General features: G+C 37.0%; 15 protein-coding genes. 4 read left to right on the top strand and 11 right to left on the bottom strand.

Annotation, left to right across the window (positions count from 1 at the left end):
* The 11 genes from CQ022_RS17175 to CQ022_RS17125 form a co-directional block, all read right to left on the bottom strand.
* Complete coding sequence (locus CQ022_RS17175; protein ID WP_105683539.1) at positions 1 to 2,808, bottom strand: RHS repeat domain-containing protein; 2,808 nt, start codon at positions 2,806 to 2,808, stop codon at positions 1 to 3.
* 5 nt (positions 2,809 to 2,813) lie between these two features.
* Complete coding sequence (locus tag CQ022_RS17170) at positions 2,814 to 4,454, bottom strand: T9SS type A sorting domain-containing protein (RefSeq protein WP_105683538.1); 1,641 nt, start codon at positions 4,452 to 4,454, stop codon at positions 2,814 to 2,816.
* 272 nt (positions 4,455 to 4,726) lie between these two features.
* Positions 4,727 to 6,634 carry an acetate--CoA ligase gene (acs, locus tag CQ022_RS17165; RefSeq protein ID WP_105683537.1) on the bottom strand — a complete coding sequence of 636 codons (1,908 nt, stop codon included), beginning with the start codon at positions 6,632 to 6,634 and terminating at the stop codon, positions 4,727 to 4,729.
* A gap of 407 nt (positions 6,635 to 7,041) precedes the next feature.
* Positions 7,042 to 8,928 carry an AMP-binding protein gene (locus tag CQ022_RS17160; RefSeq protein ID WP_105683736.1) on the bottom strand — a complete coding sequence of 629 codons (1,887 nt, stop codon included), beginning with the start codon at positions 8,926 to 8,928 and terminating at the stop codon, positions 7,042 to 7,044.
* 113 nt (positions 8,929 to 9,041) lie between these two features.
* Positions 9,042 to 9,401, bottom strand: a complete 360-nt coding sequence (locus CQ022_RS17155; RefSeq protein WP_105683536.1) for a response regulator transcription factor — start codon at positions 9,399 to 9,401, stop codon at positions 9,042 to 9,044.
* A 9-nt stretch (positions 9,402 to 9,410) separates the two neighbouring features.
* Positions 9,411 to 12,113: an ATP-binding protein gene (locus CQ022_RS17150; protein ID WP_165791685.1), complete on the bottom strand. Its 2,703-nt coding sequence runs from the start codon at positions 12,111 to 12,113 to the stop codon at positions 9,411 to 9,413.
* On the bottom strand, positions 12,106 to 12,300 hold the full coding sequence (locus tag CQ022_RS17145) for a hypothetical protein (protein ID WP_034696262.1): 195 nt from the start codon (positions 12,298 to 12,300) through the stop codon (positions 12,106 to 12,108). Before CQ022_RS17145 ends, CQ022_RS17150 begins: the two co-directional genes overlap by 8 nt.
* 62 nt (positions 12,301 to 12,362) lie before the next feature.
* Entirely contained in the window at positions 12,363 to 12,590 is a 228-nt protein-coding gene (locus CQ022_RS17140) for a DUF6814 family protein (RefSeq protein WP_034696261.1), read from the bottom strand.
* 43 nt (positions 12,591 to 12,633) lie between these two features.
* Positions 12,634 to 14,214 (bottom strand): MFS transporter, encoded by a 1,581-nt coding sequence (locus CQ022_RS17135; protein WP_105683534.1) that lies wholly within the window; start codon positions 14,212 to 14,214, stop codon positions 12,634 to 12,636.
* A gap of 178 nt (positions 14,215 to 14,392) precedes the next feature.
* Entirely contained in the window at positions 14,393 to 15,772 is a 1,380-nt protein-coding gene (locus tag CQ022_RS17130) for a porin (RefSeq protein WP_105683533.1), read from the bottom strand.
* 219 nt (positions 15,773 to 15,991) lie between these two features.
* Complete coding sequence (locus CQ022_RS17125; RefSeq protein ID WP_105683532.1) at positions 15,992 to 16,408, bottom strand: helix-turn-helix domain-containing protein; 417 nt, start codon at positions 16,406 to 16,408, stop codon at positions 15,992 to 15,994.
* Between the two features lie 160 nt (positions 16,409 to 16,568).
* Between CQ022_RS17125 and CQ022_RS17120 the strand changes: the two genes are divergently transcribed.
* The 4 genes from CQ022_RS17120 to CQ022_RS17105 all read left to right on the top strand — a co-directional run bounded on the left by CQ022_RS17120 (position 16,569) and on the right by CQ022_RS17105 (position 20,693).
* Positions 16,569 to 17,255, top strand: a complete 687-nt coding sequence (locus CQ022_RS17120) for a GNAT family N-acetyltransferase (RefSeq protein ID WP_105683531.1) — start codon at positions 16,569 to 16,571, stop codon at positions 17,253 to 17,255.
* On the top strand, positions 17,227 to 18,423 hold the full coding sequence (locus tag CQ022_RS17115; RefSeq protein ID WP_105683530.1) for an argininosuccinate synthase: 1,197 nt from the start codon (positions 17,227 to 17,229) through the stop codon (positions 18,421 to 18,423). Before CQ022_RS17120 ends, CQ022_RS17115 begins: the two co-directional genes overlap by 29 nt.
* A gap of 52 nt (positions 18,424 to 18,475) precedes the next feature.
* Positions 18,476 to 19,441 carry an N-acetyl-gamma-glutamyl-phosphate reductase gene (argC, locus tag CQ022_RS17110; RefSeq protein WP_105683529.1) on the top strand — a complete coding sequence of 322 codons (966 nt, stop codon included), beginning with the start codon at positions 18,476 to 18,478 and terminating at the stop codon, positions 19,439 to 19,441.
* Positions 19,442 to 19,553: 112 nt separating this feature from the next.
* Complete coding sequence (locus tag CQ022_RS17105) at positions 19,554 to 20,693, top strand: aspartate aminotransferase family protein (RefSeq protein ID WP_105683528.1); 1,140 nt, start codon at positions 19,554 to 19,556, stop codon at positions 20,691 to 20,693.
* Positions 20,694 to 20,882: the final 189 nt, after the last annotated feature.

Raw genomic sequence — 20,882 nt, 5'->3', positions numbered from 1 at the left:
TTAGTGTTTATAGTTATATTGATATTCTTTAATTGTTTTTCCCTCTGAATCTGTTGTTTTTATTAATCTGTTCGATGCGTCATACCCATAGGTTAGTTTGATTCCATTGGCAGAAACCGATTGTGTAATCCCAATGAATGGATCATAGGTATAAACTGCAACTGGTTTAGATTGTAATGCGGGATCTTTACGCAGGTTTTCCAAAGCTTGTAACAGGGATGTCTCATTGGCGGGATTATCTGCATCTGCATTGGATGCATTTATAGCAGCAATAACGGATGGCAGGTTAGCTATCTGATTATAAGTGACTCCTGTAATCTGTGCAATAGGCTGAGTCTGGTAATATCCCCAGATGGTAGTAGTAGGAATACCATTTTTTCCTGTAATTTCAACCAGATTTCCTTTACTGTCATATTTATTAAATGTCATCATGGTGATAGGAGTAAGGTTCTTCAAATCATAAGTAACCACAGAGGAAGGGTTCAGATGATCAGCAGAATCATATCTGGTTTCTCCTTTGCTGGTAACATTTCCGTTTATTTTGGTTTCTAACAGAAGAGGAACGGAAAGCATATTGGCATTGATTAAGCGGGTATTTGACAGATCTGATGGATATTTTATACTTTTTTCTGTAATTTTTCCATCCGGAGCTGTGTTTTTTGTATAAGCGGGCTGGAAGTTGGAAGCATTAAAAACTGTTTCGGTACGATCTTCCAGGCTACTTCCATTGGCATAAAATGTTTTGGATGTCGTTGTAGTTGATTTTAACCATGCACTTTTAGATTTGTAATACCCACAGATAATATATTCCTGTACGCCACTGATCTCATCAAGCACATAATCTGTACTTTCACTGGAAAGCACCTGATTCTGCTGATTATACATTTCTTTTTTTGTCAAAAGGCCAGTAGAGGTAATGTTATAATAAGGCTTATATAAATTTATATTACTTGTATAGTCATCGGGAGTTTTAAAATAATATTGGGTATATCCAAGGTTTCCGGCAGTTCCTTCGTAAATTTCCTTTACGTTTTTATATAATACTGTTTCGTTTAGATTTCCTAATTCTTCATTACAAACTTCTCCGGTAAATATGCTGCCGCTTGAACCGCTATTATCCAATGAATTATATTGATAGGACATTGCTTTTTTTACGGTATGATCAGCATCATAATATTTTATATTCGCAATGCGGGCTCCTGTTTTTGATTGAGAAGTGTTTTTATAGGGAGCAGCAAGGTTTTTGATTATATAATTTTGAATGTTTCCATTCCCGTTTCCGCTGATTGTAAAGGTATATGTTCCTGGCGTTAAGTCATAGTATTTCACATTTTCTGAACAGCCGTTAGCGACTCCATTGACTTCAGTTCCTGATGATCTTAACAATTTATAGGTGGGAGGAATAATAATATTGCCATGAATATTGATGATTTCATAGCCCTCAACAATTGAAAATTTGATAAAAAATCTTTGTGCCGCTGAAACCTGAAGCGTATAGCTTCTGCTATTATTTGTGTCGTAACTGACTATATTAACTAGGTTTAAATATTGTAAAGCTGGATCCGCAATCTGATTGGTGCTAAGTTGTACCGTACTTTTATTCTCATACACTTCATTGGCTTCAAAATTATATACAACATATCCGCCTTCCGGCAACGTCATTTTTTTGAGTAACCCTAGTGTGTAGGTTTGGGGATTGTTCTTTGTAGTATCAGGACACAGAAAGTTTCCATATTCATTAGGATTTGGAGATGCTCCGTAATGGGTTTCTGATCCTGTATCATCATAAGTGAATGCTCTGGCTTCTGTTACCGTTTGACTTCTGTCAAGTTTCTGAACATTTGATAAGATTCTTTTCCCTTTATTAACATTAACAGGGTAAGCGGAACTGTAAAAGCTATCATAAATCAATCTGTATTGGGTAATAAGATGAGAGGATTTATCCCATAAACTAAGACTTCTTATAATGTAAGGGTCATCATCACTAATACCGACATAAAAATTTTCAAAAGTAATTTTGCCGTAAGAAGTAGAGATACTTTCTGTTTTACAATTCTGATATAAAAGAATAGTACTCGTACTGCTTACATTTTTACTGTATTTCTGATAATTGAATGTGGCTATCGTAATATTATTTTCATCAATAACCTTTGTTAAATAGAATGCAGATTTATAATTAAAACCTTTAGAACTTGTATCAGCTCTTGCAACACTGTAATCCTCAAAAATATATTTAAATCCTTTGCTGTCAGTTATTTTGAAGGAATTAAGAATAAGTGTTGCTGTATTAGAATCTCTGGTATATTCTATTTTAACGTTGCTTCCCGAAATATTATTCAAGGTAAAAGTATTGTTAATGGTATCTCTGACAAATTTGAATTTTCCTGAATTACCAGGTAAATCATAGTAGTAAATATCATCAAATAAATTCTTTTTATAACTTGATTTCGTAGCATCATAGTTATACTCATCTACAGAACCATTAATTATCCTTGAAATGACAGCCCCACCTTTAAATAAAGACCAGCCAAGTCCTACTTCACTGGAAGGCTTACCTTCACCTGTATTATAGGGATGGTAGCTTAGTGATGTAGCAATCTCAAAATCTTTATTTCCTGTTGGTAATGATAATAAAGGAATGCCAATATTGGGAACTCCGGTAGATAAAGAGACCGGAGTATTTACATAGGATGAAAAAGATGAGGCTGATGGAACAGGTTGAGCCGTGTCCCCATAGTTCCTTTCAATTTGTGATTTTCCTAAGTTGAAAATCAGGAAAATTATAATTACAACAAATTTCTTACTCATGGTTTTTATTTCTTAATTAATTTGGCATTCGCCGTTTTGTTGGTATCAGTTTTTATCGTCACCAGATAGGCTCCCTGAACCAAAGCCTGGGTATTGATCTTCGTTACTCTGTTCTTTGTTTTTATACTCTGAAGCTGTCTTCCACTCATATCATACAAGAGAATATCAGCTTCCTTGAAATCAAAGCCGATTTCTACATAAGCATAATCTGATACGGGGTTTGGATAAATCTTGATATCATATTTTTCAATCAGTTGATCAACCTGTTTATCACCCAGTTTTACAATCTTCCAGTTTTCTTTGCCCAGTTCTTCTGCACTGGTTCCGGCCAAAATAATAGAGCCATCTCTGTTCAGTTTTAAATCTGAAAGTCTTTCTTCTTTTTGTCTGGATTCTCCTTTCACGTGTTTTCTCCACTGCTCATTTCCATTCTGATCCAGATAGAGCATCCAGAACGTTTCATCATCAGTCTGTATTCTTCCTTCAGCTTGGGTATAACCTCCCAACAATATTCCTTTTGTAAAGTCTTGATTCTTGGTTCTTGTATCCTGGCTCTGAATCACACTCATTCCCATCAGAATATCTCGGTTCTTGAAATTGTAGGATTTCTGCCACTGTTCATCCCCTCTTTCATTTAGGGAAATCAACCAAAGGTCTGTCCCTTCTTCCAGGCCTACCGTTTTATTGCCTGATCTTTCTGATCTGGATTCTCCACCAATGATAAAGCCCGTTGAAGTTAAGGCAAGAGTTCTGATGTGGTCATCACCTTTTCCTCCAAAGTTCTTTTCCCATTCTACTTTTCCGTTTTTGTCTAACTTGACAATCCAGTAATCGCCTTCACCGAAATTATCGCTTTGCTTTGAGGTTGCAGATAGTAGGTTATGGGTTGCCGTTCTGTCAGACGGAATATTAGTGTTAGTCGTTGATGGCTGATTATTTGTTTTAACAGATGTGCTTCTTGAATAAATTCCCAGCAATGCACCGCCGTCTTTCGTAGGAATCATTTTTTCAACTTCATCCAAGCCTTTTCCACCTAAGATTAATTGGGACAATTCTTTTCCGTTTTTATCCAATTTTGTGATCCAGACATCTTTGGAGCCGTAGCCTTTTGACGAGCCCTGTACATTCCCGGCGACAAAGAATCCTAAGTCTGTGGTTTGAATCACCGCTCTGGCTTCTTCATCAGAAGTGCTTCCTAAGGTTTTCTGCCATAATTCATCGCCAAATTCATTGATTCTGATCAGCCAGATATCTGAACCTCCTTTGGAATCTTCTTTTTTGTCTAATCCTTTTCCTGAATAGGATGTTCCGGCCAGTAAAAATCCGCCATCCTGAGTGGTGACAGTTGCGGATAAATAATCATGGTTGGTTCCTGAGAAATATTTCTCCCAGACTTCTTGTCCTTGTTGATTGAGTTTTACCAGATGGAAATCGTAACCGTTGTTTTGCTTACTTCCAGCCTCCAGCTTCCCGCTTCCTGACTGTATAGAACTTCCTGTGATCAGATATTGCTGATCGATGGTGGTGGTTACCTGGCTTAGAAAATCCTGGGTAGAGGATTTGATGTCTTTCTGCCACACCACTTCCTGAGCGAATAAGCCCAAGATTGTGCATAGGGTGAATGCACTGATGTAGAATTTTTTCATTCTATGTTTTTTGAGTTAGTAATTAGTTTCTTAAAACGTGACGAATTTAATATTTTTTAAGATGCGAAAATCACTTTAATGCAGTGTGAGGTAAATCCTACTATTAATAATTTAATTCCCGTTATTTATATTACATTTCATCTTATTCTGATGTAAAATTATCTACGTGGAGCGACAAAACTTGTCGCATTTTTTTTAATTATAAAGAGAACAATAAAAAAGCCCTGGAAAATAATTTCCAGGGCTTCTATTGGTTAAAAAATTGATTAAATTTAAATTCTTTCGTTTTTGATCTCCTCTACAATTTCAGGATTTAAAAGCGTACTGATATCTCCGAAATTACTGAAGTCACCTTCTGCAATTTTTCTTAAGATTCTACGCATAATCTTTCCTGAACGTGTTTTTGGAAGTCCTGAGACAAACTGAATTTTATCCAGCTTGGCAATCGGGCCGATCTGATCTGAAATGAGCTGGTTGATCTCTTTTTTCAGATTTTCTTTATCACGTCCTTCTCCGGTTTCTTTGAGCATAACATAACCATAGAGCGCATTTCCTTTGATATCATGAGGATAACCTACAATAGCAGATTCTGCTACAGCCGGATGTTGGTTGATGCTGTCTTCGATAGGTGCGGTTCCAAGATTATGTCCTGAAACAATAATTACATCATCTACACGGCCTGTAATTCTATAATAGCCTACTTCATCCCTTAAAGCTCCATCTCCGGTAAAATATTTTCCAGGGAACGCTGTGAAATAAGTTTCTTTATATCTTTGATGATCGCCCCAGATGGTTCTTGCAATTCCCGGCCATGGAAAGCGGATGCAAAGATTTCCGGTCACCTGGTTTCCTGTAATTTCATTTCGTTTATCATCCATTAAAACGGGCTGTACACCTGGCAATGGGAGCGTAGCATAAGTAGGTTTTGTGGGGGTTACAAAAGGAAGTGGTGAAATCATGATTCCTCCTGTTTCTGTCTGCCACCATGTATCTACGATAGGACATTTTTTCTTTCCAACATGATCGTTGAACCAGTGCCATGCTTCATCATTGATAGGTTCTCCTACAGATCCGATAACTTTCAGAGAGCTCAAATCATGTTTATCTACCCATTCTGCACTTTCTTTGGCTAAAGAACGGATGGCAGTAGGAGCAGTGTAAAACTGAGTGATTTTATGTTTCTCAATCACTTCCCAGAAGCGATCCGGTTCAGGATAGGTAGGAACTCCTTCAAAAATTACGGTGGTAGCCCCATTCAATAATGGTCCGTAAAGGATATAAGAGTGTCCTGTGATCCAGCCGATATCTGCAGTACACCAATAAATATCATTTTCTTTATAATTAAAGACATTTTTAAAGGTATAGGCTGTGTAAACCATATAACCGGCGCAGGTATGAAGCATTCCTTTAGGTTTTCCGGTAGATCCGGAAGTGTATAAAATGAAAAGCGGATCTTCAGAATCCATAATGACGGTGACAAAGTCAGGAGATGCCTTTTCATACAGGTCAGACATCCAGTAATCTCTGCCTTCCTTCATGGTAATTTCGTTGTGGGTTCTCTTTACGACAAGCACTTTTTCAACAGTCGGCGTTTTTTCCAATGCATCATCTACAATGCTTTTCAGGTCAAGAACCTTATTTCCTCTGTAGCTGCCATCTGAGGTGATGACCATTTTTGCCTCGCAGTCATTTACCCTTGAAGCCACTGCTGAAGCCGAAAATCCGGCAAAGATCACGGAATGAACAGCTCCCAGTTTTGCACAGGCAAGCATCGTAACGGCCAGCTCAGGAATCATGGGAAGATAAATGCAGACTCTGTCTCCTTTTTCAATACCCATATCACGTAAAACATTGGCTGTTTTATTAACGCGCGTGTATAATTCATTGTAAGAAATGTGTTGAGCTTCTTCCTTAGGATCGTTGGGTTCCCAAATAATTGCTGTTTTTTCTCCTCTTATGGTAAGATGTCTGTCGATACAGTTTTTGGTAATATTGAGTTTTGCATTTTTGAACCAGGTGATTTTAGCTTCATTCATATCGTACTTAACAACCTTGCTCCATCTTTGGTACCACACGAAGTTTTGATCCGCTACCTTATCCCAGAATTTTTTAGGGTTTTTGATAGACTTTTTATAGTCTTCAAAATATTGTGGTAAATCTTCTATTAAGTAATTTCTCATATCCCTTTCGTTTTTATTGATTTTATTTTGATAAATATTTTTATGTTCTGATTTTTAGGCCATTAAATTTTAAATGGAACTTGTTTAAATTTTTTTGAACCATTAAGATTGCATTAAGGTGTTTAGAGTATTAAGATGAGCTTCGCTTTAAGCTTAAAAATCAGAATGATTTCTCTTAACTTAACTATGCTTTACTATTTAAATCTTTCTTAATGGTTTAAGAAATATCCAATATTTTTGATAAGTTTAAACAACTCCATGATTTAATATCGTTAAGATCATAGAGTAAGCTATTTATTTTATTCATCTTTGATGAACTTAATCTTTCTTAACATCTTTATTTCTCTTAATAGTTTAATTTTTATATTGAATTAAACATGTATTTAAATTTATGTTTAATTTCCCGTTTAAGCCCTATATTCCTTGATTTTTTCCTGGATTTCATCAATGATTTTCTCGTCATCAATCGTAGATGGAATCTGAAAATCTTTACCGTCAAGTAACGTTCTGATTAATTTTCTCAAAATTTTCCCGGATCTTGTTTTGGGTAAGCGTTTGACAACCATTATGTTTTTCAGAAAAGCTACGGCTCCGATTTTGTCGCGAACCATCTGAATGATATCTTTTTCAATGTCTGTTTCAGAAATCGCTGAACCATTCTTCAACACCACCGTGGCAAAAGGAACCTGTCCTTTTAAATCATCATCAATACCTACCACAGCGCATTCGGCAACATCAGGATGTGAAGAAACAATTTCTTCCATTTCAGAAGTAGAAAGTCTGTGGCCTGCCACGTTGATTACGTCATCCACTCTTCCTGTAATGAAAATATAGCCGTCTTCATCCTGAATAGCGCCGTCTCCTGAGAAATAGTACCCTTTATACTGAGATAGGTAGCTGCTGTCAAAACGGGCATAATCTTTCCAGATTCCTAACATGGCACCGGGTGGGAGAGGGAGTTTGATCACCAGATAACCTTCATGGTGAGGATCAAGCTCCAATCCGTTTTCATCAAAGATTTTAATGTCATATCCCGGAACTGGTTTTCCGGCAGATGCTCTTTTGATCTGATAATTTTCATCGTGAGTAAGTAATCCAAGCATAGGCCAGCCGGATTCTGTCTGCCACCAATGATCTATTGCCGGAACACCAATATGCTCTGCAAACCAGTCCAGAGTGGCTACATCACATCTTTCGCCAGCCAGAAACTGTTTTTTGAAATGGGACAGATCATATTTTTTCACGAGTTCTCCGTTGGGGTCTTCTTTCTTGATGGCTCTGATAGCGGTAGGTGCGGTAAACATTACCGAAACTTTATATTCTGAAATAATTCTCCAGAAAGTACCAGCATCGGGAGTCATAATGGGTTTTCCTTCAAAAATTATCGTTGTGTTTCTGTTGATTAATGGCCCGTATACTGAAAAACTATGTCCTACAGCCCATCCGAAGTCTGAAGCTGCCCAATAGGTTTCACCGGGTTCTACTCCATAAACATAAGTCATTGAGAATTGTAATGCAGTAGCATATCCTCCGGTATCGCGAACAATACCTTTAGGCTTACCTGTAGTTCCGGATGTGTAAAGTAAATAAAGCGGATGAGTGGATTCTACAGAAATGCAGTCTGCCGGAGCTGATTTTTCTACTAATTCTTCATAATCAATTAATCCATCAAACATTTCGTCCTGATTATCTACCAGTTTTCTATTGTATACAACGATATTGTCTACTTTATCCTGTGCCAGTTCAATGGCCTTTTCCACTAACGGAAGGTAGGGGATTCTTTTTGCAATTTCTACTCCGGCAGTGGCAGTGATTAAAACTTTAGGTTTGCAGTCATCAATTCTCACAACAAGCTCATGAGGAGCGAAACCTCCGAAAACTACATTGTGAATAACCCCAATTCTTGCACATGCCAGCATCGCAAAAAGTGTTTGCGGAATCATAGGCATATAAATGACAGCGGTATCTCCTTTTTTTAACCCCAAAGAAACCAATCCTCCAGCTAATTTTGCAATTTCCTCTTTCGCCTGACTGAATGTATAGGTTTTCTTCTGATGGGTTACAGGGGAATCATAAACGATCGCAGTCTGATCTCCAAAACCGTCTTCAATATGTTTGTCAATACACAAATAGCACATATTGAGCTTCCCGTCGGAAAACCATTGGGGGTAATCATTTTCGTCTTTGGAAAGAATCTGGTGGGGAAAATCAAACCACTTTATTTGTCTGGCTTGTTCTTTCCAGAAGTCTTCTTTATTCTCTATGCTTTGTTTAAATAATATATCAGTATTCATATCAATAGTCTTGTGTTTGTTTTTTGCTTGCGGCACGCAGGCGAAGCCATAAGATTTTTTACTAAGTCGTTGTCTGAAGTCTTATATCTTGATTCTTGGCTCTAGATTCTTTTTTAAAACATTTCCTCAATCTGCTGCATCAGTTTCTTAATCGAGTAGGGCTTTGTGACATAAGCATCTGCTCCCATTTCCAATCCTTTTTCAATATCTCTGGGATTGTTTTTAGCACTCAGAAAGATGACTTTGGTGTCTTTCAGTTTCTCATCCTGCTTAATAAGATCCAGGGTGCTGTAACCATCAAGATTAGGCATCATAATATCGAGAAGGATTATGTCCGGAACCATTGTTTTCAAAAAGTCCAGGACTTCCATTCCGTCACGGGCAATATAGACATCATATCCGTTTTTCTTAAAACTGTATTCGAGCGACATTAATATTTTGTGTTCGTCATCTGCAATGATTATCTTTTTCATAAAAGTGGTTTAATGGTGTTCAACTTCATGGGTATTCTCTTTTTTTATTTCTCCGGGAATGCTTATGGTGAAAGTTACTCCTAATCCGCTGTTTTCGGCTTTTATACTTCCTCCGTGTGCCTGTACAATTTTTTTGGAAATGGCCAGGCCCAGTCCGCTTCCCGTAGGTTTTAAAATATTTTGGTTTTTCGACTGATAAAACTTGTCAAAAATCATTTCCAGATCCTCTTCCGGGATATGTTTCCCGGTATTGAAAATAGTAATGATCAGCTGTTGATCTTTTTCAAATAATTTGGTTTGAATTGTTCCCTGTTCTTCAGTGAATTTTAAGGCATTGCCCCAAATGTTCTGAAACAGCTGAATCATTCTTGCTTCATCATATTCAAATATAAATTGATTCAGAAGATTAACCTCACTTAAATGAATGTTTTTCTGCTGTATCAGATGAAGGAGCGGATTTAATGCTTTTTTATAGGTTTCAATAATGTTATTTTCCTGAATATGTAAAGAGATTTCACCATGCTGTAACTTGTCCAGATACAGAATATCATTGATGATTTCACTTAATCTGTCGGATTCTGTGATGATATTGTTCAAAAATTCCTGTTTAATGTCAAAGGGAATATCATCATCATCAGCCAGGATTTCTCCTGCAGAACGGATTGCGGTAATCGGAGTTCTTAATTCATGGGCAACAGAATCCAGAAAGTCGTCTTTTTGACGGTCTTTGATGATCAGGCTCTCGTTAGCTGTTCTGAGGTCATCGGAAAGTTTCTGCAGTTCTTCAGACTGTTCGGTAAGTTTTTTATTTAAGCTGATATTTTCTTGAGATTCTTCGAGGATATTTAAAACCTCTTTTAATGATATTTTATCTTCCTTCGTCACTCCTTCGATTAATATTTTGGCCGAAGCAGTACCGATTCTTCCAGCCAAAAGATTTTCTGAAAATTTAATAAACCTTGAATCGGCAGTTTCAGTCTTGGAGTCTATATTATATTTTAAATTAAAAATTCTTAATGCCTGCTCTGTTTTGCTTTTACCTAAAAAACGTTCCAGAATATTCTGAATATCTGAAATATAGGCTGTTCCCCGCCAGATAAAAGCATTTTCATGATTTTGAATGTATTTGTCAATGTCTACATACAGTTCAGCAAAGTTTCTTTCCCGGTAATTTCCTTTTGAACTTACGGAAACAATCGTAAACAGGCTTGTATTCACCAGCATTGACCAGAAAAAGATCTGCGGAATTCTCCCCAGATAAGGAATGGTGAAAAAGCCGAAAGCATCATACATATCCCTGATTACGCCTTTAAATTCCTGGTTATAGGAAAAATAATACTGTGGAATAATCAATCCGAAATAACAAATCACTAATCCGGCTATAAGCCCTGTTACAGCACCTTTATAACTTCCTCTTCTCCAGAATAAGGCTCCGAAAAAGGCCGGTGCAAGTTGGGCAATAACAACAAATGATATTAATCCTACGGAATCCAGTGAAGTCTTCAGGATGAAATATTTATAGAAGGCAAAAGCCATAATAATCAGGGCGAAAATGCTGAATTTTCTGATATTGGTAATACTTCTCGTATTTTGCTCCTCACTTTCAGATTTTAATTTTCCTAATAACCCATAGGGAATGATGAGGTTGTTGGAAAGCATGATAGATAAAGTAATGGCAGAGATGATAATCATTGAAATGCATGAACTTAATCCGCCAAGAAAAACCAAAACTGTAATTAAGGTATTATCAAAATGCTGCGGAATCAGAATAGAATAGAACTCCGGATTTACTTTTTGTCCGTCAAAAATCAACCTTCCTCCCCATGCAATCGGGAAAATAAATACAGTGAATATTAAAAGATAAAGAGGGAAAAACCAGATGGCGGTTCTGATATGTTTTTCCTGCCTGTTTTCAACAATAGCTGTGTGGAATTGTCTGGGAAGAATGCAGATGGCTGTTGCGGAAATCATACACAGAACCATCCAGTTCATTGCACCTTCAATTCCGTTGAAGGTGTTTTTTTCTTTAAAATCTTCAAATTTGCTGGCTTTCTCATAAATGTCTGAGAAGCCATCAAAAGCAAAATAGATCACGAAAAACCCAAGAATGATAATAAAAAACAGTTTTAAAAAGCTCTCCAGTGCAATAGCTGAGATGATTCCCAGACGTTTTTCTGAAGCATCTACATATCGTGTTCCATAATAAGAGGAAAACAGGGCAATTAAAACCACTACAAAAGTGGCGTTGTCTGTTAGGATATCTTTAGACATCGGAGTTTCCGTTACCAGATGAAAGGTTTCCGAAATGGCTTTGATCTGTAGTCCGATATAAGGAACAATTGCCAGAAGGCAAACCACAGTAATAATGGCACTCAGACTTCTGCTGTTTCCATATCTCAATGAAATAAAATCGGCAAGGCTGCTTATTTTGTTGACTCTTGAAATCCTCACAATCCGTGTGTTGATATAGATCCATGCCGGAATAATCATAATAGGGCCAATGTAAATCGGAAGATAATTTAATCCGCTTGTAGCTGCCACGCCAATACTCCCATAATACGTCCAGGCAGTACAGTATACAGCAAGAGACAAGGCGTAGATGTAAGGATTGTTGATCCAGCGTTTACTTCTTTTCTTCTCTGCTAAATGGGCAACTAAGAAAAGAAGAGCGAGGTAAAACAGAACTACAAAAAATAATGCGAAACTATTCATCATGCCTTTTTACAATTACAAAAGAAATCACAATGGAGATCATCCAGATCACGAACAGGTAGATCAGAATCATAGGATAGCCCAAAACTTCCCTGTCACTGTTAAAAAGCAATGAAATAGGAATGCTGAAAGCAATCATAAGTCCTACGCTCAGGATGATAAGTTTTTGTTCGTGTCTTTTTTTCATACATGATTTTTGATAAAAGATAATTGATGAATGCAACCATTCATCAATTATCCCTATTGTTTTTAAATTTTATCGTCAGAATATTCTCCTTTTAAGGCATAATACCCGAAAATGGCCATTCCGCCTGAGATAATCGGCATCAGTACAAAAAGGATGATAATGCCAAAAACCAGATCTTCCTGTTTTCCGGAAGCAATTTTTGGGATTCCCAATACTGTAATTCCGAAATATCCTACAATCACCGCAATAGCGATCCAGAGAATACCTAATATTTTTTTTAGTCCGTTCATTTTAGTTGTTTTAAAATTAATAAAAATTTGAGTGATTCAGTACCTAATCGTGAAGATTATTGTTCTTATTTTTAAGATAAAATAATCCGATAACCAAACATACTGTTGCAACCCCAATCGGGTACCAAAGCCCTTCCAGATACCATGTTGCATGTCCTGCTTCTTTTCCTGTGGTGACCAGATAAGTTGCCACTGCCGGAAGAAGCCCTCCGAATACTCCGTTTCCAATATGATAAGGCAATGACATTGAAGTGTAGCGGATTCTCACAGGGAACATTTCAACAAGAAAGGCTGCAATAGGGCCATACACCATTGTTACAAATAGAACTTGGATAAATACCAGGAAGATCAGATACCATTTCGTGTCATCACTGAGCTTTAAACTTTGAGAAACTTTAGGTTCTTCCGCTTTTCCATCTTTCATTACAACTCCCGAAGGTGACCAGTGAACGACACTGTCTTTTTTGATCAAGGTACCATCTGTATAAAGAGTTTCTTTGTGAAAAGTAACCAGGCTGTCTGTTGCGATAGCATTATGAATTTTGGCGGTTCTTTTTTCTGTAATTCCATTAGCGGCAAGAGTTTTACTTTCCAGATTCACACTCTTGAACATGCTGTCGTATATTGGTCTGTAGGCTAAAATAGCAACCAGCATTCCGGTCATCATTACTGCTTTTCTCCCGATTTTATCGGACAGCCATCCGAAGAATACAAAAAACGGAGTTCCTAAAAATAAAGCGGTGGCCATTAATGAATCAACCTGTGCGGATTCTACATTCATTACTTTTTGAAGGAAACTCATCGCATAAAACTGTCCTGTGTACCAGATAACACCTTGTCCCATGGCTGCTCCGAATAAAGCCAGCAATACAAATTTGAAATTGTATTTATTTCCAAAACTTTCTTTTAAAGGATTTTTGGAAGTTTTCCCCTCACTTTTAGCCTTGGCAAAAAGAGGAGATTCCTTCATGTTTTTTCTGATGACATAAGAAACGGCAACCATTAAAATCGAGATCCAGAAAGGAACTCTCCATCCCCAGGTATCAAATTCTTCAGCAGAAAGGGTTGTCTTTGTGATTAAAATAACGATTAATGAAATGAAAAGTCCGGCAGTTGCAGTAGTTTGGATCCATGATGTCCAGTAACCTCTTCGATGAGGTTGGGCGTATTCTGCAACATAGGTGGCGGCACCTCCATATTCTCCTCCTAGAGCAAGTCCCTGTAGTAATCTTAAAATCAAAACCAAAACAGGAGCCATAAATCCAATGGTTTCATAACTTGGAATACACCCGATCAGGAAAGTGGAAAATCCCATGATCAGTAAAGTGACAAGGAAGGTATATTTTCTCCCGATAATATCTCCCAGTCTCCCGAAAAATAATGCTCCGAAAGGTCGTACCACAAATCCGGCAGCAAAAGTAGCCAGCGTGGATAAAAATGCTGCGGTAGGATTATCAGCAGGGAAAAATTTTGTAGCTAAAACAACGGCTAAACTTCCAAAGATGTAGAAGTCATACCATTCTATCAATGTACCTAGGGAAGAGGCAGTGATCACGCTCCAGATGGTGCGGTTTTTCTGCCTGTCGGTCATATTTTCGTAGCTTTCGTGATGATTTTCGCTCATATTGATTAGTTTTTGATGTTATTGGAATAGGATGTTAATTTGAAATTGCTTTTAAACCATTAAGAGATTTTAAGTTGATAAGAATATTTAAGATTTTTATTAAGCGATAATCTTTTTATTCATCTTTGATGGTGCTTAACTTATCTTAATTTCTTTACTATTCTTAATGGTTCAAATTTTATAAGTAGATCTGAAACTGGACAATAAATTCCCCTTTTGAAGAAGGGCTTTCCGTTGGGCTGGTATACACCGGTCTTGTTGAATATTGTGTTGTTATTTTGGCATGATGTCCGTCTATGAACCAGTTGGCTCCCACATCAAACTGAGACGAAGATTTATCGAAGGCCTCGAAACTTTTGTGGGTATAGGCTGCAAAAGGCTGTATTCTGATTTTTGGCTTTTCTGCCTGACTCGGTAAAAGTAAACCAGCCTGTGCGTAGATAATATTACCTGTTCCGATAGTGGGTTGTAGATTTCCTGGTCCTGCGATGGCTTTATTTCCGATAAAATTAGGATCGGAGGCTGCGATATTCATTGTTCCCAGATTTCTTACATAATTAGGTCCGAAATTGTAGTTATAATATCCGGCATATGCAGAAACGGCCATTTTGTTTTTTGCTTCTCCCAAGGGAATATCTGCGAAAGCATCTACTGCAAAAAGAGTAATGTCGTGTTTCTCAATGTTTGCATTCACGGAAGTTCTTGTTCCGTCAGCCTGATGATAAAAACCTGCGCCCACATTGAAAACCTTTTTTGTCCCAAGGTAAGAGCCTACTTTGAAAGGTAATGTGTTGGATTCTTCGTCAAGAAATTGATATTCAACATATCCTGCTTTTGAAAAACTGGGATTTCCGTTGTTGTCTACTGCGATAGCCTTTGAAGGATCTGTTACATTCACAGGCGTAAGATCAGTAGCGAAAGGTTTATTTAAGCTGAAACGATATTCCAGCTTTCCGTATTTACCTTTGGCAAACATTCCCAGTTGTCTTGCGAACTGGTCTGAATTATCAATCAGTGGCCATGAAAAAACGGGTGAATCTAATGTGAGGAAATTAAGGGTAGAAGCCATGGTCATACGGGAAAGCCCCATGTAGTAATGAAGACCTGCTCCTAAAGATAAACTGAATTTTCCTGCTTCTCCAGGTAAAATAACTGCATATTCATTCCATGCGTCATGAAAAAATAACTGGGTTTTCTTTCCATTTCCATAACCTCCTGTACCCGAGGTTCCTGTAGCTCCGCCATTGATAAAAGTCTGGTTGTTGATTCCGAAGTGAAGGAGAATCATATATCTTTTAGAGATTTGTGCATAGGTCAGAGCACGTAAACGTCTGTTTCCTAAGCTCCAAGAGTTGTCAGTAGGTTCGCCTCCTACCATACTTCCCGGGTTCATGGAAGTGTTTCTTACCCAAAACTGGTCCCATAAAATAAATCGGATGAATTTATCACCGTTCTGGTTGAGGTTTATTTTTAAGCCATTGCCATAATCAGGAGAACCTTGTGAGTATACGGAACTGCTGATTAAAGCTAATCCAATGAATGTAAGTAATTTCTTCATAAATTATCAATTTTTGGCGTTGTTTTTTGTGAATGCCAAATTGTAATTAATAATTTGTTTATGAAAATTTAATATATATTAGTGGTAATAGTATAGTTATTATTTTGTGAGGTTTCGAATTTCGGGATCTTGGGGAATATAAACCGTTTAAGTATTTGATATTTAATACTGTATTAAATATCGTACCTCGTATCTCGCATTCTGTACCTCGTAACCCGACTACTTCTTAAACCGTTCCCACTTGATCAGCATGTATTTATCTGCAAACTGAGTAATGATAATTCCTGAGTTTTTAATGTTTTCTTCCTGAGCGATGTAGTCAATCAACTCGTTTTGTTTTAGGATCTTATAAACGGGATGGAATTCAGAATGAGGAGGTCTTGTGATATTATACTTCTTAATCCATGAACTGATGGTAACATGTGAAACACCGATGATTCTCTCAATTTCGCGATAGCTCAAACCTTCTAAATAGAGCTGCAGGGCTTTGGTTACGTAGTAATCATCAATTTGTTTTCCCAGTTTTTTAACGGTAAAATAATAATTACAGTCTTTGCAGTGGAAACGTTGTTTCTCATTGACGATGCCGCTTTTTACCACTTTAGTGCTCTTGCATTTAGGACAGGTATTTTCCATAACTATATTATTTTAGCAAATATATAATAAATTAGCAAATGTATATTTTCTTGTAAAGATAATTTTACCTGTATAAAATTTTAAAACAAAAAAAATATCTTTTTTATTTGGATTTAAAAGAAATTATATTTTAAATTTGCCAAAAAATTTAGATAAATAAATGGAAATAGAAATTTCCTCATGCGAACATCTAATGTATGTGAGTGAAATACAGCAGGAAATGTATGATTCTGCACAGCGTAGAGGAACGGGGATCGCAAAACGTTCTATAGAATATTTGAGTAAGAAGATTTCAGAAGGCAATGCTGTGGTAGCCACTGAAAATGGTGAGTGGGTAGGTTTCTGTTATATAGAGACCTGGTCACATGGGAAGTTTGTGGCCAATTCGGGACTGATTGTGTCACCGAAATTCAGGAACGGAGGAGTAGCTACTCAGATCAAGCAGAAGGTTTTCCAATTATCTAGAGATAAATATCCGGATGCAAAAGTATTTGGATTAACGACAGGGCTGGCAGTAATGAAAATCAATAGTGATTTAGGTTATAAACCGGTAATCTACTCTGAACTGACTCAGGATGAAGAATTCTGGAATGGCTGCAAAAACTGTGTGAATTATGAAATTTTAATGATGAAGGAACGTAAAAACTGTCTGTGTACAGCAATGTTATTTGTTCCTGAAGATGATAAAAAAAAAGAGGTGGTGAATAATCAGCCTGAAAATAAATATAATGAAATAAACCAGATCGATTTTGAGTATTCTGTACAAAAATCTCTTGGTGAGTTCCATTTGACAACTAAAAAAAATAAAAAGAGTCCAGATGAAAAAGAAAGTCATCTTAGCGTTTAGTGGAGGTTTAGATACTTCCTACTGTGCAAAATATCTTAGTGAAACACTAGGGTATGACGTGTATGCCGTTACTGTAAATACCGGAGGTTTTTCAAAAGAAGAGGAAAAAGAACTGGAAAGAAAAGCTTTAAAGCTAGGAGTAAAGGAATACAGGTGTGTAGACGCTCAGGAAGATTACTATAATTCATGTGTGAAATATCTGATTTTCGGGAATGTATTGAAAAATAATACATATCCTCTTTCAGTAAGTGCTGAGCGTACGATTCAGGCGCAGGAAATTGCAAAATATGCAATAGAAGTAAAAGCTGATGCGATTGCTCATGGAAGTACAGGAGCAGGAAATGATCAGGTTCGTTTTGATTTAATCTTTCAGGTGATGTGCCCGAATATTGAAATCATTACTCCTATCCGCGATATGGCGCTGTCCCGTGAGGAAGAGATTGAGTTTTTGAAGGAGCACGGATATGAAATGGAATTCCATAAGGCACAATATTCAGTGAATAAAGGTCTTTGGGGAACTTCGGTAGGAGGAAAAGAAACTTTGACTTCCAGAAATTATCTGCCGGAAGAAGCTTTTCCCTCTCAGATTAAAGAAACTCAGCCTTCAGAACTGGAGATCGAGTTTAAAAACGGAGAAGTGATCGGAGTGAATGGAGAAAGCTTTGAGCATTCTGTATGTGCAATTCAAAAAATAGAAGAATTAGCTTCAGCGTATGGAATTGGTCGTGATATTCATGTAGGTGATACCATTGTTGGGATTAAAGGACGAGTGGGATTTGAAGCAGCAGCAGCAGCAGTGATTATCAAAGCGCATCATCTATTGGAGAAACATACGCTTTCAAAATATCAGCAAATGATGAAGTCTCAGTTATCCGACTGGTATGGAAACTGGCTTCATGAGGCGCTTTTCCTGGATCCTGTGATGAGAAATATTGAGTCTTTCTTAGTAGATTCTCAGAAAACAGTCAGTGGAAAAGTATTTGTGACTCTTCATCCCTACCGATTTATTTTAAATGGAATTGAATCTGATCATGACCTGATGTCTGATAAATTCGGAAGTTATGGAGAGGCTAACAGAGCATGGACAGGCGACGATGTGAAAGGATATACAAAGATTGTAAGTAATTCTTTAAATATATACCACCAGATTAACCAGAATATCAATTAGTTCCGAAAGAACGATTTAATGTAAGGCAGAATAACATTCTGTAAGAATCAAAATGAAGAAAACAGTAGGAATAATTGGTGCTAACGGTTATACAGGAAGTGAGCTGGTACGCTTACTGGCTTTTCATCCCCATGTGACATTGAGTTTTTTATATAGTCGTTCGAATTCGGGAACAAGAATTTCGGATCTGTACCCGGATTTAACGACCGTTTGTGAAATGGTTTTGACAGATAAACCTGAAGACGTAGATATTCTTTTTCTGTGTCTTCCCCATAAAGAAAGTCAAAACTGGTTAACTCAAAATCCTGTAAAAGATGAAACGCTGGTGATTGATCTCGGAAACGATTTCCGTTTAGAAGGAAACTTTGAGAACAGAAATTTTATCTACGGATTACCTGAAATCAATAAAAAACAACTATCGGGAGCAAAAAGTATTGCGAACCCGGGATGTTTTGCTACAGCGATTCAATTGGCTTTACTGCCATTAGCAGAAAAAGAAGTGTTAAATGAAGTTTTTACTACAGGGATTACAGGTTCTACAGGAGCTGGGCAATCTTTGCAGGCAACCACTCATTTTACCTGGAGAAATGATAATGTTTCAGCGTATAAAACTTTAACGCATCAGCATGTAGATGAGATTTTACAACAGCTGGTTGCATTTAATAATAAAGAAGTAACCCTGAATTTTGTTCCATGGAGAGGAGATTTTGCAAGAGGAATTTTTACAAGTTCTACAATGAAGACGGATTTGGATTTGGAGGAAATAGAACAATTATATCAGGATTTTTATGCGGAGGAGCCTTTTGTTACCGTAAGTAGCAGGGCAATTGATTTAAAGCAGGTTGTCAATACTAATCGCTGTGTGATTCAGATTGAAAAGAGTGGAAATGTTGCCGTTATTCACTCAGCGATTGACAATTTGTTAAAAGGAGCCTCAGGACAGGCAATACAGAATATGAATCTGGCAATGAACTGGGAGGAAAATGCAGGATTAAACTTAAAACCAATAGCATTCTAAGGTAAAATGTATTAGGTAGAAAAGGTTGCAGATAATAGGTTGCAGTAGTATAAAGAATAACTATTTGAACCTGTAAACTTTCAACCATCAACTAACAACTAGCAACAAAAAAATGAATTTATTCAACGTATATCCATTATTCAATATAAATCCGGTTAAAGCAAAGGGATCTTTCCTTTGGGACGATAAAGGAGAGCAGTATCTCGATTTTTACGGAGGTCATGCTGTGATTTCCATTGGACACAACCATCCATATTATCAAAATAAATTGAAGGATCAGCTGGAAAAAATTTCATTCTATTCCAATTCGGTTCAGAATGAATTGCAGACTGAGCTGGCAGAAAAGCTGGGGAAACTTTCTGGATATGAAGATTATAATCTTTTCTTGTGTAATTCAGGAGCGGAAGCTAATGAAAATGCATTGAAACTTGCTTCATTTCATAATGGGAAAAGCAAAGTGCTTTATTTTTCAGGTTCATTCCATGGAAGAACATCCGCAGCGGTTTCGGTAACAGACAATCCAAAAATTGTAGCTCCGGTTAATTTTTCAGAAAGATTCATCAAATCAGAATGGAATGATGTGCAGCAGCTTGAGGAAACTTTTGAGAAACAGGGAAGTGAAATTTCTTCCATTATCATTGAAGGAATTCAGGGAGTAGGCGGAATTATGATTCCTACCCCGGAATTTTTATCTAAAATTAAAGAACTGTGCGACAAGTATGATGTTGTTCTTATTTTGGATGAAGTACAGTCAGGATATGGAAGAAGCGGATATTTCTTTGCTCATCAGGAGTTTGGAGTAGAAGCGGATATTATTACAACCGCAAAAGGAATGGGGAATGGCTTCCCTGTGGGTGGAGTTTTAATTCATCCTAAATTTCAGGCAAGCAATGGTTTGCTGGGAACTACATTCGGAGGAAATCATCTGGCTTGTGCCGCTTCAATTGCTGTTCTGGATGTCATGAAAGATGAAAATCTTATCGAAAATGCTCAGAAAATGGGTGAGTATATTGAAAATGAAATTAAAGATTTACCACATATTAAATCCATCCGAAGGAAAGGGTTGATGATCGGAATAGAACTCGACAGAGACTGTTCAGAAATAAGGAAAAGCTTATTGTTCGATCATCATATTTTCACAGGAAACTCTAATGATAAAAGTGTCTTAAGGATTCTTCCTTCACTGAATATCAAACAAGAGGAAACTGATCTTTTCATCAATGCCCTGAAAATGGTATTGGGGAAGATTTAAACCGCAAAAGCTACAAAAGAATTTAAACACTTAAGTGATTTTAAGAAAATACTAAACGCTTAAGAAGTATCCTTAAGTTTTCGAAAATTTTTGATTTTCTTCTTATGTGAGCTTATATATTTTAAAAAAATAAACTTTTGTGCCTTTTGTGGTTAGATCAACAATTAATGTGTAAACAAAATCTTTAAA

The sequence above is a fragment of the Chryseobacterium culicis genome (assembly GCF_002979755.1).
Lineage (GTDB): Bacteria > Bacteroidota > Bacteroidia > Flavobacteriales > Weeksellaceae > Chryseobacterium > Chryseobacterium culicis_A.
The sequence above is the reverse complement of the archived record's forward strand: the minus strand, read 5'-3'. Positions and strand labels throughout refer to the sequence as shown.